Annotated in this window: 15 protein-coding genes and 1 pseudogene; 7 read left to right on the top strand and 9 right to left on the bottom strand. The window is 48.6% G+C overall.

All coding sequences use genetic code 11. The features are described 5' to 3' along the window. Positions 1–103: 103 nt before the first annotated feature. Complete coding sequence (locus tag ACJ2PR_RS19110; RefSeq protein WP_446869348.1) at positions 104–352, bottom strand: Ycf34 family protein; 249 nt, start codon at positions 350–352, stop codon at positions 104–106. Between the two features lie 366 nt (positions 353–718). Here ACJ2PR_RS19110 and ACJ2PR_RS19105 point away from each other — a divergent pair, with 366 nt between their 5' ends. The 4 genes from ACJ2PR_RS19105 (at position 719) to ACJ2PR_RS19090 (ending at position 3,032) form a co-directional block, all read left to right on the top strand. Next, positions 719–2,011: a CCA tRNA nucleotidyltransferase gene (locus tag ACJ2PR_RS19105; RefSeq protein WP_446861924.1), complete on the top strand. Its 1,293-nt coding sequence runs from the start codon at positions 719–721 to the stop codon at positions 2,009–2,011. A gap of 120 nt (positions 2,012–2,131) precedes the next feature. Continuing rightward, a complete protein-coding gene (locus ACJ2PR_RS19100) occupies positions 2,132–2,317 on the top strand; it encodes a hypothetical protein (protein ID WP_446861923.1) in 186 nt (61 codons plus the stop codon). Positions 2,318–2,520: 203 nt separating this feature from the next. Continuing rightward, positions 2,521–2,715 carry a DUF2281 domain-containing protein gene (locus ACJ2PR_RS19095; protein ID WP_446869351.1) on the top strand — a complete coding sequence of 65 codons (195 nt, stop codon included), beginning with the start codon at positions 2,521–2,523 and terminating at the stop codon, positions 2,713–2,715. Next, the gene (locus ACJ2PR_RS19090) at positions 2,700–3,032 is read left to right on the top strand and encodes a type II toxin-antitoxin system PemK/MazF family toxin (RefSeq protein ID WP_446869352.1); all 333 of its coding nucleotides are present in this window, start codon (positions 2,700–2,702) and stop codon (positions 3,030–3,032) included. The genes ACJ2PR_RS19095 and ACJ2PR_RS19090 overlap by 16 nt, the downstream gene beginning before the upstream one ends. A 6-nt stretch (positions 3,033–3,038) precedes the next feature. On the opposite strand, the gene ACJ2PR_RS19085 is transcribed toward ACJ2PR_RS19090, so the two are convergent. The 5 genes and pseudogenes from ACJ2PR_RS19085 to ACJ2PR_RS19065 all read right to left on the bottom strand — a co-directional run bounded on the left by ACJ2PR_RS19085 (position 3,039) and on the right by ACJ2PR_RS19065 (position 6,620). Further along, positions 3,039–3,824 carry a hypothetical protein gene (locus ACJ2PR_RS19085; protein ID WP_446869353.1) on the bottom strand — a complete coding sequence of 262 codons (786 nt, stop codon included), beginning with the start codon at positions 3,822–3,824 and terminating at the stop codon, positions 3,039–3,041. A gap of 363 nt (positions 3,825–4,187) precedes the next feature. After that, positions 4,188–4,322 (bottom strand): annotated as a pseudogene (locus tag ACJ2PR_RS19080) (type II toxin-antitoxin system HicA family toxin); the annotation flags it as partial. A gap of 93 nt (positions 4,323–4,415) precedes the next feature. After that, entirely contained in the window at positions 4,416–4,625 is a 210-nt protein-coding gene (locus ACJ2PR_RS19075) for a type II toxin-antitoxin system HicB family antitoxin (RefSeq protein ID WP_446869354.1), read from the bottom strand. A gap of 161 nt (positions 4,626–4,786) precedes the next feature. After that, entirely contained in the window at positions 4,787–5,476 is a 690-nt protein-coding gene (locus ACJ2PR_RS19070) for a Uma2 family endonuclease (protein ID WP_446869355.1), read from the bottom strand. A 64-nt stretch (positions 5,477–5,540) separates the two neighbouring features. Continuing rightward, positions 5,541–6,620, bottom strand: a complete 1,080-nt coding sequence (locus tag ACJ2PR_RS19065) for an NAD(P)/FAD-dependent oxidoreductase (RefSeq protein WP_446878138.1) — start codon at positions 6,618–6,620, stop codon at positions 5,541–5,543. A gap of 169 nt (positions 6,621–6,789) precedes the next feature. Here ACJ2PR_RS19065 and ACJ2PR_RS19060 point away from each other — a divergent pair, with 169 nt between their 5' ends. Together ACJ2PR_RS19060 and ACJ2PR_RS19055 are read left to right on the top strand one after the other, a co-directional pair. After that, positions 6,790–7,632, top strand: coding sequence for a YaaW family protein (locus tag ACJ2PR_RS19060; protein ID WP_446869357.1), 843 nt, complete (start codon positions 6,790–6,792; stop codon positions 7,630–7,632). Further along, positions 7,629–8,921 (top strand): O-antigen ligase family protein, encoded by a 1,293-nt coding sequence (locus ACJ2PR_RS19055; RefSeq protein ID WP_446869358.1) that lies wholly within the window; start codon positions 7,629–7,631, stop codon positions 8,919–8,921. The genes ACJ2PR_RS19060 and ACJ2PR_RS19055 overlap by 4 nt, the downstream gene beginning before the upstream one ends. A 185-nt stretch (positions 8,922–9,106) precedes the next feature. Here ACJ2PR_RS19055 and tsf read toward each other — a convergent pair whose 3' ends face one another. The 3 genes from tsf to ACJ2PR_RS19040 form a co-directional block, all read right to left on the bottom strand. Further along, the gene (gene tsf, locus ACJ2PR_RS19050; RefSeq protein ID WP_446861275.1) at positions 9,107–9,763 is read right to left on the bottom strand and encodes a translation elongation factor Ts; all 657 of its coding nucleotides are present in this window, start codon (positions 9,761–9,763) and stop codon (positions 9,107–9,109) included. Between the two features lie 125 nt (positions 9,764–9,888). Next, complete coding sequence (rpsB, locus tag ACJ2PR_RS19045; protein ID WP_446861274.1) at positions 9,889–10,674, bottom strand: 30S ribosomal protein S2; 786 nt, start codon at positions 10,672–10,674, stop codon at positions 9,889–9,891. A gap of 255 nt (positions 10,675–10,929) precedes the next feature. After that, positions 10,930–11,496: a Uma2 family endonuclease gene (locus ACJ2PR_RS19040; RefSeq protein ID WP_446861273.1), complete on the bottom strand. Its 567-nt coding sequence runs from the start codon at positions 11,494–11,496 to the stop codon at positions 10,930–10,932. 155 nt (positions 11,497–11,651) lie between these two features. On the opposite strand from ACJ2PR_RS19040, the gene ada reads away from it, so the two are divergent. Continuing rightward, entirely contained in the window at positions 11,652–12,722 is a 1,071-nt protein-coding gene (ada, locus tag ACJ2PR_RS19035; RefSeq protein WP_446878137.1) for a bifunctional DNA-binding transcriptional regulator/O6-methylguanine-DNA methyltransferase Ada, read from the top strand. Positions 12,723–12,790 lie beyond the last annotated feature (68 nt).

The raw sequence follows: 12,790 nt of genomic DNA, 5'->3' as shown, positions 1-12,790 counted from the left end.
GCAATTGTGGCTGGCGGTTCAAACCGCGCCTAACAGAACGAAGTCGCCTTCGCAGACTAAAAGAATTTTTGAGGGGCGAAGGCGGGTTTTGATTGAATTCAGATTAAGTCGGCACCAGCTCACCCGGACGCAGCCTGGCCCATTTACCGTGTTCTGATTTAAAGCTGAGACACCCTACAACGTCCCATTCCATCTCGATGTAGTCGGAGCGATCGCGGATGTTGACATTGATCGTCGGCTCGGTCGCTTCAAAGTCGGGTGTCTCGGTGAGATGGGGCTGTTCGTGCTGGTGTTCGACCGCGTGATAGGTGGTGCAGCGGTCTACATAATGGCAATTGACACAGATACACATTGTTCTAATCTCTCTGCAACACAATAGAAGGGAGTGGGGCAAGAATGGAGATGATTTTCTGTTACTCTAGCTCAGGCGAACGAATTATTCACTGGCTTCTGGGTTGATTTATGTTGCGGTTAGCGGTTAGCAAAAGATGGAGGCGGCGCAGGTGGGCGATTTCTAGACCCCAGACGCTCCATACCTGAAAAATCAAGCGCCATACTAGAGAGGTGTGGTCGCTTTGATTGAGACGATCGTTTTAGAAACGCTGACTCGACTGTCTGTAGCTGCTTCAATTCACTGCCAGTCGCTTCTTTGTCACTTCGCCAGCTTTACCCCGTTTAGGATTAGTTTGAATTGAATCATCTGTGTTGGCAAAACGTTGTGGTTGCCTCTTCTGCCCTGTCTCCCGAAAGCTGGCCCTTTAGTCTAAAGTGGCTACCTGAATCTGCGTGTCTGGTTGGTGGAACGGTTCGGGATGCTCTTCTCAAGCGGCATTCTGACTATTTGGATTTGGATTTTGTGCTACCGATCGCGGCGGTCGAAACGGCCCAAGCGATCGCGCGTCACTATCGAGCCGGGTTCGTTTTGTTGGATGCAGAACGCCAGATTGCTCGTGTCGTGTTTGAGCAGGGAACGGCTGACTTTGCCCAGCAGGTCGGCCCGACGCTAGAAGCCGATTTGCGCCGACGTGACTTTACGGTGAATGCGATCGCCTACAATCCACATACCTCTCAATTACTCGATCCGCTGCAAGGTCATGCCGATCTACAACGGGGACTGCTTCGCATGGTCTCGTGTGAGAATTTGGCAGAAGATCCGTTGCGTCTGTTGCGGGCGTATCGTCAGGCAGCCCAGCTAGGATTTGCGCTCGAATCAGAAACTCAGTCCGCTATTCGCCAACTCGCGCCCAAACTAGGGAGAATTGCCGCCGAACGGGTGCAGTCAGAATTAAATTATTTGCTCAGTTCTCCGAAAGGAACAGACTGGTTGAGAGCCGCGTGGCAAGATGGTCTGCTACAAGATTGGTTTCCCAGTGCGACAGAGGTGAGTTTGACGCGATTGAGGGCGATCGACCAAACAGCGGTAGTCTTTCAAGAAACCTGGGCTGAGTTTGAGGCTGAGTTGTTTCAAAACATTCGTACTGCCGCTCGTAATGGTCAAGGCAAGCTCGAAAAGTCTTCTGGCTCGACCCGCAACTGGCTAACGATCGCCAAATTAGCTGCTTTACTGAGTCCTGATCCCCAGCAGGCAGAAGGGCAGTTGTGGCGATTAAAGTACAGTCGAGCCGAAATTCAGGCAGCAAGTACCGTTCTCAAAAATTTGCCCCGGTTTGAAAACAATGCTCAGACCGAGTGGAGTTTGGGAGAGCAATATTTCTTCTTCCGCGAAGTGGGTGCTACCTTTTCGGCACTGGCTATTTTGGCGATCGCTGCGGGCACTCCTTTAGAAACGATCGCGCCTCTGATTCACCGCTTTCTCAATGCCGAAGATCCGGTTGCTCACCCCAGTTCTCTTGTCACGGGGCAAGATTTGATGTTGGCGCTCGGTCTCGCAGCCGGGCCGCAAATCGGTCAACTACTGGCAGCGCTACAACTAGCACGAGCCGAAGGGAAGATTTTTAACGCTGAAGAGGCGATCGCCTGGGCTGCAAATTTGGCGCGGTCAACTGGATAGCTGTGCGGATTATGTTAGAGTGATCTTCTCACTCAATTCCTTTCGGGGCTAGATTCGTTTGGCTCTGGTTTGAATGCGATCATCTACAATTCTTCAACTGATGTCTCAAAAGGGGTAAACATGGCTAAACGCCGCAACCAAAAGAAAGAAAAAGCGCTCCGTAACCAGGCTTATGCTCGTAAGTTTCGCAAGCGCACTAACACAGGTCGCATGACGCGAGGCAGACGCTACGACAACAATCGCGATGAGTCAGAAGGCGATCAAGAAGGTGCAAGCAGAGGCAATGAGGGTGCTGCTGACGTATAGCGGCTGGCCTTAAAAGATTGTCAGGATCAAAGATTGTCAGACGGGCTGAGATTTTAACGGTTCATGCCTCTTCTGAATTGCAAACGATTAAATCTTGCCCAAGTCCCCGGATCTCAACAGGTCTGGGGATTTTTGATTGTAGATCTCAGTCCAAAAGGTAGAACTTCTGTGTAGACTGAAGCTAGTTTGATTACCAATAAGTGATGCCTTCTAAACAGCAATTGCTTGATGAGATTGAGCAGATCCCCGATTTTCTAGTCGAGGAAATTCTAGATTTTGTGCAATTCTTGAAATCGAAGCATCAACCGGATAGACAAGAGACCGCGTTGTTGAGCGAGTCCACCTTAGCAAAGGATTGGCTTAGACCAGAGGAGGACGAGGCGTGGCGGGATTGGTGAGAGGCGATGTGGTGATTGTACCGTTCCCGTTCTCAGATCTTACTGAGGCAAAAAGACGACCTGCGCTAGTGTCGGCGGTGCTAGCAGGGGATGATTTAATTTTGTGTCAGATTACGAGTCGTTTGGTGAGAGACGGTTCTGCGATCGCTCTAGAAAGCTCAGACTTTAGTTCTGGAAGTTTGAGGCAGTCAAGTAATATCAGACCCAATCGCTTGTTTACTGCCGATAGACAAATCATTCGCTCAATAGCCGGACAGTTGAAAACAGAGAAACTGAGTGAGGCGATCGATCAAGTGATTAAACTGTTGCAAGCTTGAATGTGGTTACATGGAGTCAATTCCACCACATGATTTAGCCTCATTCACTTCCTTGTTGTGTTTTTTGTCTCTATTTCGCACTCTACGGACTCGAAGAATAAATGATAAATCCCTCAGACGCTCGTAGATATCGTTACTTGCTAGCAAAAGTTCTTCAAAAGGATCGTCCTCACCTTTCTGCTTTGTAAATGCCCATTTACCTATCCGGCCAATACTATGAGCTTCAGCAGTACGGAAATTATCATCAATTCCTCTAACAATCCTTTCAATTTGGTTGATTGACTGTTCCCACTTCTTGTTCCACTCTTCTATTGACTCATTCTGTTCCTCCCCAGGGTCTATCTTCCACCCACGTGCGATTTTTTGGAATGCCTTGAGCCTACTTTTCGCCTTGAAAAAGTCTTGATATTTGTTTGGCCAATGTACTAAAACCGTAAGCCCCATAATTTTGTCCCACATTGCTCGAAAGCGAAGAGCAGCGTTGCTTGCAGCAATATACCGCCCCATCCGGAGTGAGAAAAAGCCTTCAATATCTCCTCCCGAATATTCACGGTTTGTTTCATCTCGAATGATTTTGAGATCACACTGAAGAGCTACATCTTGTAAACAAATATCGAAAAAGGCAGAAAAGAGTTGAGCAGGTTTTTCGTGTTCTTCTGAAATATTAAAGAACTCTTCAAGAGAGATAAAAGGCCATTTGTGAATGTGGTGTTCTAATCGGTATCTATTCAACAACTGATCGAATTCTTCAGCGTCAGAGCGTGTTGCGACTTTGAACTCAGTAGCTTTCATAAGGCTAAAAATCTAAAGTTAAGTGCAAAGTCATGAGACATAACAATACATTGTGCAGCATAGCTTTCTTATTACTCAAAATGGCTGACTTTTGGCTCTCCTAGATTTCGTGTGTTGCGAGATTTCTACACAGTTTGCAACTCTTTCTCCTGAAAGGGTTTCAGAGTTGCCCGTTAGAAATTCCTAATAGAAGCTTCCCCTTTTTCATATCAAGTCTAGGAGAGCCTGACTTTTCTACTTCATATTGCCTCCAGTTTTAGAAAACGTCTTCAAGTTACCCGCAAGAGATCGCTTGCCAAAACTCCTCAACCAACGAACTCTGGCAGATAACTTGAAGCGATCACTCCACTGCATTGTTAGACCTCATTGCGCCTCTAGCAACTCCTCAACAGTCAACTTAATATCACTTGCAATTTGTCGTAGCAGCCTGGGAGAAATATCGCGCCCTTTGTGAAATGGAACGGTAGTTGCTCGTCCATCCTCATGCCGAAACTGTTTGTGCGAACCTTTCTAACGCACTTCCGCAAACCCAAGATTCTCCAGAATCCGCACAACTTCCTGGGGTTTGAGAACGGGAATGCTGCTCATTATTTATCCAGCCACAATCTGCTGAGTTCCAACAAACTCTGTGCCGATCGCGACTTGTTCATCTTCAAGCAGCATCTCAATCACTTCCTGCAAGTTTGCGTGTAACTCGTCCAAGGTCTCGCCTTGAGAATGCGCTCCAGGGAAGCCAGGAACATAGCCAACGTAGAGGCTTGTGTCTAGATCTCGCTCAACGATCGCAGTAAAAGTTTTCATACTACTTTCTAGATTTAGCGGTTTGATTCTAACCAAAAATTGAAACTACTAGGACGTTCCGAAGCAAAATGATACTGCGACTTGTGTTCAAAATTTGGGAAGCGACTTCTCAACAGTCGAGCATCCTTAGAATGGGTTTTTTCCTGCGACTATAAGTTTGCTCATCGCCCTGCTCTCAAAATTTGTTCAGCCGTCAGATTCAACGCTGGGAAAGTGGGAGAGACTATAGAATCGCTGCCTCGAAACTCCCTCGACTGATAAGCTTCATTTTTGAGCGTGAGGACTGTCACCACTGCTCTCTCTGGATCAACCTGCCAAAACTCAGGAATGCCTCGCGCTGCATACTCTCTTGGCTTCTCAACATAGTCGCGGTTGTAATTGTCGCTGCCTGGTGCTCCCGGTGAGACGACTTCTATCACCAAGGGCGGGGTGGGCATGTCGATCGTGACGGACGATCGTTTCGCTCCTTCTAGTGCAATTTGTCCTGTTTCACTCAGTACCATCAAATCGGGATAGCGACTGCTCACCATGCGACTGTTTACAAAAACCTCAGTGCCTCGACGAATGAGATAGTGCGGCACAAATTGCAGCAGTGCAGAGAACAGAAATCCTGCAATCATGACATTGAGATCACTTTCAGGAGGCAACTCGACTAATTCTCCATTGACCAACTCATAGTTACCCTCTGGCAGTTCTGAAGGGTGTAGTGCTGCATATTGCTCAAACGTTTTGAATCGTGGCTTGGCTTGCGTCATAGTGTGTTCGCCTTTAGCACTAATCGCCTTTTTGCTCACCCTCGCGTTAGTCGGTTTCACCCGCTTTTCGGTGGGTAATTTTGGCAGTGGATTCAACAATTCTAGCCAGGAGTTGAAACTACTATTACGCTTTGGGGCGAAATAATGCTGCAATTGATACCTAAATCTTAGGTGACATCGCTCTCCAAAACTCTCTATTCAAACTTCGCTTTCGCAATCTCAGATTTATTTGTTCTGCTGTTGCTAGTCCTGACAAAAAAGCACTTTCGACCCGGTTTCCTCCACACCAATCTCCTGTGCAAATTAGCGGTAATTGTGTGTTTGCAATTAGGTATTTTTCCGTTAAGGGTTGAGTCGGAAAGGCATACCGCCAGCGATGAACTTGTAGCACTTCGGGTGTAGATAGCCAGGGAAGAATTTGAGCAGCTTTGTCTAAGAGATGTTGTCCGACAGGTTGCAGGTCAGAGGTATCGAGATGACGGTGAGCAAACGCCGCGTTACTTTGCACGACGAACACAGGCTGAGAGGGTGAAAGTTGTTTGGTGCTGTCGATCGCAATCCAACCCAGATCAGAATCATGGGGACAGACGATCGCTTTCCAGTCTAGCAAATCCGTTTCGATGTGGGATGGGTAGGTTGCGATCGCCGCAATACAAGCCGAATACTGCACCGATTTCAACGTCTGCAAAAAGTCTGAATCTGGGATGGATTCTAGAATGATCAGAGCTTGAGGAGCCGGAATCGCCACGATCACTGCATCGGCAGTAATGACTGAATTGTTCTCAAATTGCAGGTGCCACTTTTGACCAATAAGTTCAATTTTTGCAACGCGCTGATTTTGGATGAGAGCCAACCCCGTTGCTAGAAATTTAGCGATCGCGCTAAATCCCATTGGTGAAGCATAACGGGGCGATCTCTTCGAGTTACCCGCAAGGGGTCGTTCTCTCGGTTCTTGTACCTGTCCATTGGCATCCAATTCGTGAATCGTGTCTGTCCAGCGTTGGAGAATGGCGCGATCGACCAGCGTTTTGACCAGGGATTGAAAGCGATCGTCTTTGGGTTTGAGATAACAGACTCCATGATCGGCGTGAGTGCCTTCTAATCGACGAGTAGCCAGCCTGCCGCCCAGCCCACGAGACTTCTCAACCACCACGACGTTGTAGCCCGCCTGATGTAGTTGTTGGGAACAGGTCAACCCCGCCATTCCCGCACCGACGATCGCAATCTCAAAATGAGTCATCCCATCACACCGAGAAATGTGTTTTTATATTACGAGAAATTCATCCTTCATCCCTCCTCGCGAAGCGGATTACCCCCAAGGGGGAACAGATCATCGAAGTTCTCCCTTATCCCCTCCCTTTAGTAGAATATGACTGACTGCCCAAACTTTGCACCGGAGGAGTCTGAGAGTGGACGAACTGAGAGCGGCATTGGAGTTAGCAACCGAAGATGAGTTACGAGACTTGACCGAGATTTTGTTTCGTCCCAAGTTTAATCCGTTGGATTATGTCAGCACGCCTGACCCGATCGAGGTGCAAAGTCAAGACCGAGAAGACTGGCTGGATGCGATCGACGAACGATTTCGATTTTTGGCCGCTGATGGCATGACCGTTTTGAGAGGACGCACGGGACAGGTGAGCTATCGTCAAGTGTTGATCCAGGTTTGCCGCTATTTGAAATTGCCTTATGCAGGGTCGATGTCTACAACTGATCTAGAGGCAGAAGTTTTTCTCAGCTTGTTAGACCGCGCTTGGAAACAGCTTCCCAAATCAGAAAAGGCGGCGTTGACGAAACGAGTTCAACAATCTATTTCTCAATCTGATCTGGCAAAAACACTGCCGCTCCCGGTGCAAAATGACCCGTTAAATCTGTTGCTCAAAGGAGGAGGCGCGATCGCCATTAGTTCCGTCGTCCGTCCGATGTTACTTCAACAGGTCGCCGGACAATTTGCCCTCCATTTTGCCCGACATGAAGCCGCAAAAGCGACCCTGACTCAAGGCGGATTGGCGGCCGCAACTCAGTTTCAAAATTACGCCGCGCTTCAAATGTCGAAGTATGGCATGGTGGCCAGTGCTGCGAGATACGGAGCCGTGAGAACGGTGTTTGCCTTTGCAGGATCGGCGCTTTGGGGCTGGTTTTTGGCAGATTTGGGATGGAGAGCGATCGCCACCAACTACGGTCGTGTGATTCCCATCATTTTTACGCTGGCACAGATTCGACTCACCCGTTCTGAATGTTTTGAGGCAATTTGAGCAAATCTCTGAGAGCCTTTCTGCAACTCCAGCGTCACCCCAACCTGAGTCTGCAACGGCACTGGAACATCGTCCAACTCGGACTGATCCTGCTGCCCTTTAGCGCGTTTTTAGGCGGGGTGATGATGCTCGTGCCGTCAGTGGTGATTTGGCAGCAGGAGTACAAAACTCTGATTCGTCAGCCGCTGAATTGGGGGTTTTTGACGCTTGCTCTTTGGTTACTGATCACCGCTTGTTTTGCGTTCAATCGATACAATGCTTTTCTGGGGCTATTCAACTTTCTGCCCTTCTTTTTTGTCTTCACCGCACTCAGTAACCTGATCCAAACGCCCAGTCAGCTTAGACGAATTGCCTGGATTCTGGTGATCCCTTCGCTGCCCGTGTCATTGATTGGTTTCGCCCAACTCTATTTACACTGGGGCGGTCGTCCTTCGCTGCTGTGGGGACTGATCGAATGGACGATCGACCCATCGGGCAATCCTCCCGGACGCATGGCTTCTGTGTTTACTTACGCGACGGTTTTGGCCAGCTATCACGTCATTGTGTTTGTGTTGGGTCTGGGCTTGTGGATTGAGGAAACGCAGCGAAACCCAAAATATTTCTTGAGCGCGATCGTGCTTCTGGATGCCGTCGCCTTAATTTTGACCAACTCTCGAAATGCCTGGGCGATCGCGCTTCTGTCCTGTCTTGCCTTTGCGTTGTATCAAGGTTGGCGACGCATTGTGGCAGGAGTTGGAGCGATTGCCGGAATCATTTTAGGAGCCGCCTTTGCCCCACCGCCATTTCAGGATGGGTTTCGAGCCGTTGTGCCTGCGTTTTTTTGGGCGAGACTGAATGATCAAATGTTTCGCGATCGTCCGATTCCTCAGATGCGATCGACGCAGTGGAGTTTTGCCTGGTCACTGACCCAACAGCGTCCGATCACAGGATGGGGCTTGCGAAACTTCACTCAGCTTTATGAAGCAAAAACGCAGTATTGGTTGGGGCACCCCCACAATTTGTTTCTAATGATGTCATCCGAAACAGGGCTTCCCGCAGCCTTGATGTTGTACGGATTAGTGGGTTGGGTCGTGACCCAGGGGGCGATCGTCTTTAGAAATTGGCAGGGAGAAAACCGCCTGATCTTTTTCACCTTCCTCATGGCCTTCGTCGCCTGCACGCTGTTTAGCCTGTTTGACATTACGCTGTTTGACGCTCGAATTAATACAATGGCCTGGGTTCTATTAGCGTCGATTTGCGGAATTGTCTATCAAAAAGCAAGCTTACGAAAAGATAGAGACACGATTTGAGTCGCATCTCCGTATGAATCAAAGTCCCCCAGAATAGGGGATTTAGGGGGCGAAACAATTGACAACCTTCACAGATCAATCCCTCCAGCAACACCTCAAAAAGCAGGCTTGCAAAAAAATAGAGACACGATTTGAGTCGCATCCCCATTTGTCAAACTTTTAAGTCAAAATTTCAAGTCAGTGGTCTACTTGCCCATCTGAGCAGCCACTTCTGCCGCAAAATCACTCTCTTCTTTTTGAATGCCTTCGCCCAACACAAAGCGGACAAAGCGACGTACCTGAATGTTTTCGCCCAGTTGTGCCACATTTTGCTTGACCAACTCATCAACCGTGATGTTTTGATCGCGAATGTAGGGCTGATCGAGCAGACACATCTCTTTGAGACGCTTGTCGATGCGACCCTGAACGATCTTCTCTTTGAGTTCTTCTTTTTTGCCGCTCAGGTCATCTTTGCCCATCTCGATCGCTTTCTCTTTTTCGACGATCTCAGCGGGAATGTCAGCAACCTTGACGTATTCTACATTGGGGCAAGCCGCCACCTGCATCGCCACGTTTCTCACCAACTGCTGAAACGCCTCATTTCGAGCCACAAAATCCGTTTGGCAGTTGACTTCTACCAGGACACCAATGCGTCCGCCCGTGTGAATGTAGCTGTCAACCAGACCCTCAGCCGCGACCTTGCCTTCTTTTTTGGTCGCAGACGTGATGCCCTTTTGTCGCAGCCACTCCGAAGCTTTTTCTAAATCACCGTCGTTTTCTTTGAGCGCTTTTTTGCAGTCCATCAGACCTGCGCCCGTTTTTTGTCGGAGTTCACCGACCTGTTTTGCCGAAATGTCCGCCATGGCCTTTTCCTAATAGGGTTGATTGAGTTTTGAGTTTTGAGCTAGGAGGTTCGGCGTTGCGCCTACTCATGAATTTTGAGTTACGAGTTATCAAAACCCATAACCCAAAAATCACTACTCAAAACCTATTCTGCGCTTTCTGTCTCTTCGGGAACGAATTCCGCTTCTTCGTCGTATTCGTACTCGTCTTCTGCACCGTCGTAGTCGTATTCGTCCTCTGTTTCTAGCTGACCGTGACGGCCTTCATAGATAGCATCGGCTAACCGACCTACAATTAGCTTAATGGATCGAATCGCGTCATCGTTGGCCGGAATGGGAATATCCACCACGTCGGGATCGCAATTGGTATCGAGTAGAGAGACGATCGGAATACTCAACTTGGTGCATTCCTGAACGGCATTATATTCGCGACGCTGATCGACAATCAACACGATATCGGGCACTTTTCGCATCTGTTTGATGCCACCCAGATATTTTTGAAGTTTTTCAAGCTCACGACGCAAAACAGCAGCTTCTTTTTTGGGCAACAGATCCAATCCGCCTGTTTCTTCACGACGCTCAAGGTCTTTGAGGCGATCGACGCGGGTTTTGATCGTCGTCCAGTTGGTCAACATGCCGCCGAGCCAGCGCTGGTTGACGTAGTATGCGCCACAGCGAGAGGCTTCTTGGGCGATGATTCCAGCGGCTTGGCGCTTGGTGCCAATAAACAAGAATTTTTTGCCTTGCTCAGAAGCGTTGCGGACATAGTTGTAAGCTTCATCCATCAACTGGGCGGTTTGCACCAAGTCAATGATGTGTACCCCGTTGCGCGAGGTGTAGATGTACGGGTCCATTTTGGGATTCCATCTTCGGGTTTGGTGCCCAAAGTGAACTCCAGACTCAAGCATTTGAGCCAACGAAACAACTGGCATTTATTTAACTCCTGATTCGGGTTAATCCTCCATTCAGAAGCAGTGAGGCGTGAGGCGTGAGGCGTGAGGAGTCAAAGAATTTGGGATAAATTTCTTGGTTCTCAGTGTCCATTCCTGTGGCCAAACCACCCGAAATTCTGAACGTGCGGGTTGAAAGAACTTATCTAGGATAGCACTTTGGGCACTTATCTGACTTTGGTTCTGTGGAGTTGAAGGGGAAGATTGCGTCTCGATCGCGCGGCTAAAACTCCAACTTTAAAAGAACTGGCTGACCAGACAGCTAAAGCCCGGAAGATTGGGACTACTCAGGCGATCGTTCTGATACAAAGTCGCGACCAGTTTGAGGGCAGCATTTTCACGTCGATACACTTCAACGGTTTGTTCTTGCCAGCTTACAATCCAATACTCATAGACTCCTTGGACTGAGTAGAGTTTCAGCTTGGCTTCTCTGTCGCGTCTTTCATTGGTTGCGCCTGGGGACAATACCTCAATCACAAGCTCTGGTGCGGCGATGAGATGTCCGGCTGCGTCTAGCAATCGTTCTAGGCGATCGTGGCTGGCCCAAACCACATCAGGAATCACATTATCTGTCTCTGAAAAAATGATACCAGGGTTAACTGCGGCTCTCCCTAGTCCACTTTCGTCCGACCAGAGTTTCAATAAGGTTCCAGCATTGATACAAACCTCTTGGTGTTTCCAGTTGGGCGCTCTCGTCACAAATAGTTCTCCATCAATAATTTCGTAGCGATTGACACGATCGCCTTCAAAGATCGTCAGATCAGAAGTCGTCCAGCGGATGGAATGGCTAGTTGTGGACTGCATAGAACGCCTGCCTCTCGTCACCTTGATTATAAGTCAAAGATTGTAGGCCAAAGTTTGATCGCAACGATCGGATAGAAAACCCCGGCTCAAACCTCTTATCTTGAAGTCAAGCAATTAGAAAAACAACTCTCGTAACCCGTTGAGAGGTAGAAGCTGTGAATCAACTGATGCAATCACTTTCTGAAGAAGCACTCTGGCGAGCGGTTCTCGATCGCGATCCCAAGTTTGACAATCGGCTTTTTTATGGGGTTCGGTCTACCAAAATTTATTGTCGTCCCACCTGTCCGAGTCGCCGCCCTGATCGCCGTCAAGTTTGCTTTTTTGAGTCGCCCCAAGCTGCTGAGGCGAGTGGCTTTCGTCCTTGTAAGCGTTGTCATCCTCAACAGGCGATCGCTCCAATTCAAGAAAAGATCTTGTCAGCCTGCCGTTATATTGAAGCGCAGCACGATCGCATTCCCACGCTCACAGAATTGGGCACTCAGGTTGAGATGAGTCCGACGCATTTTCAGCGAGTGTTTAAGCAAATGATTGGAGTGAGTCCGTTTGAATATGGCGACGCTCATCGAGTTGAACGCTTGAAACAACAATTACATCAAGGCGAAGAGATTGCGATCGCGCTCTACAGTGCAGGGTACGGTTCTAGCAGCAGACTTTATGAGAAAGGATCACAACTTGGCATGACACCCGCCACTTATAAAAAACACGGTTTTGGTGAAGCCATTCGTTACGCCACGGCCGACACTCCTCTGGGAATTTTGCTGATTGCAATGACCGATCGCGGTTTGTGCAGTGTCCAACTTGGAGAAACTATAGAAGATTTGGAGAATGAACTACAAGCGCAATTTCAAAAAGCTTCTTTGTATAAAGCGAGTGATGATCTGCAAGCGTGGATTCAAACGTTCGTCAGTTATTTGAGTGGTTCTTTGCCCTTACCAGAATTGCCCTGTGATGTGAGAGCAACGGCTTTTCAAATACGGGTGTGGCAAGCTTTGAGGCAGATTCCGATCGGAACCACCATCACCTACAGCGATTTAGCGATAGCGATCGGGCAACCCACTTCGATTCGAGCGGTGGCCAGTGCTTGTGCAAGAAATCCGATCGCGCTTCTTGTGCCTTGTCATCGGGTCGTGCCCAAAACGGGCGGCTTGGGTGGTTATCGCTGGGGCGTTTCTCGTAAACAGGCATTACTTGATTTGGAGAAACAATATATGACTAATTCTCAATAGCTGCTACTAAGAGATTAGACCTCCTGCGCGAATCCGGAAACGCCCCCTAAATCCCCCACAAGTGAGGG

This window comes from Phormidesmis sp. 146-33, from assembly GCF_052939515.1.
The sequence above is the reverse complement of the archived record's forward strand: the minus strand, read 5'-3'. Positions and strand labels throughout refer to the sequence as shown.

What these genes read in the sequence shown, in the direction of transcription:
- ACJ2PR_RS19065 (WP_446878138.1), bottom strand. Translation starts at nt 6,620, where the DNA reads ATGACTCATTTTGAGATTGCGATCGTCGGTGCGGGAATGGCGGGGTTG.
- tsf (WP_446861275.1), bottom strand. Translation starts at nt 9,763, where the DNA reads ATGGCGGACATTTCGGCAAAACAGGTCGGTGAACTCCGACAAAAAACG.
- rpsB (WP_446861274.1), bottom strand. Translation starts at nt 10,674, where the DNA reads ATGCCAGTTGTTTCGTTGGCTCAAATGCTTGAGTCTGGAGTTCACTTT.
- ACJ2PR_RS19040 (WP_446861273.1), bottom strand. Translation starts at nt 11,496, where the DNA reads ATGCAGTCCACAACTAGCCATTCCATCCGCTGGACGACTTCTGATCTG.
- ACJ2PR_RS19110 (WP_446869348.1), bottom strand. Translation starts at nt 352, where the DNA reads ATGTGTATCTGTGTCAATTGCCATTATGTAGACCGCTGCACCACCTAT.
- ACJ2PR_RS19095 (WP_446869351.1), top strand. Translation starts at nt 2,521, where the DNA reads ATGCCTTCTAAACAGCAATTGCTTGATGAGATTGAGCAGATCCCCGAT.
- ACJ2PR_RS19075 (WP_446869354.1), bottom strand. Translation starts at nt 4,625, where the DNA reads ATGAAAACTTTTACTGCGATCGTTGAGCGAGATCTAGACACAAGCCTC.
- ACJ2PR_RS19100 (WP_446861923.1), top strand. Translation starts at nt 2,132, where the DNA reads ATGGCTAAACGCCGCAACCAAAAGAAAGAAAAAGCGCTCCGTAACCAG.
- ACJ2PR_RS19085 (WP_446869353.1), bottom strand. Translation starts at nt 3,824, where the DNA reads ATGAAAGCTACTGAGTTCAAAGTCGCAACACGCTCTGACGCTGAAGAA.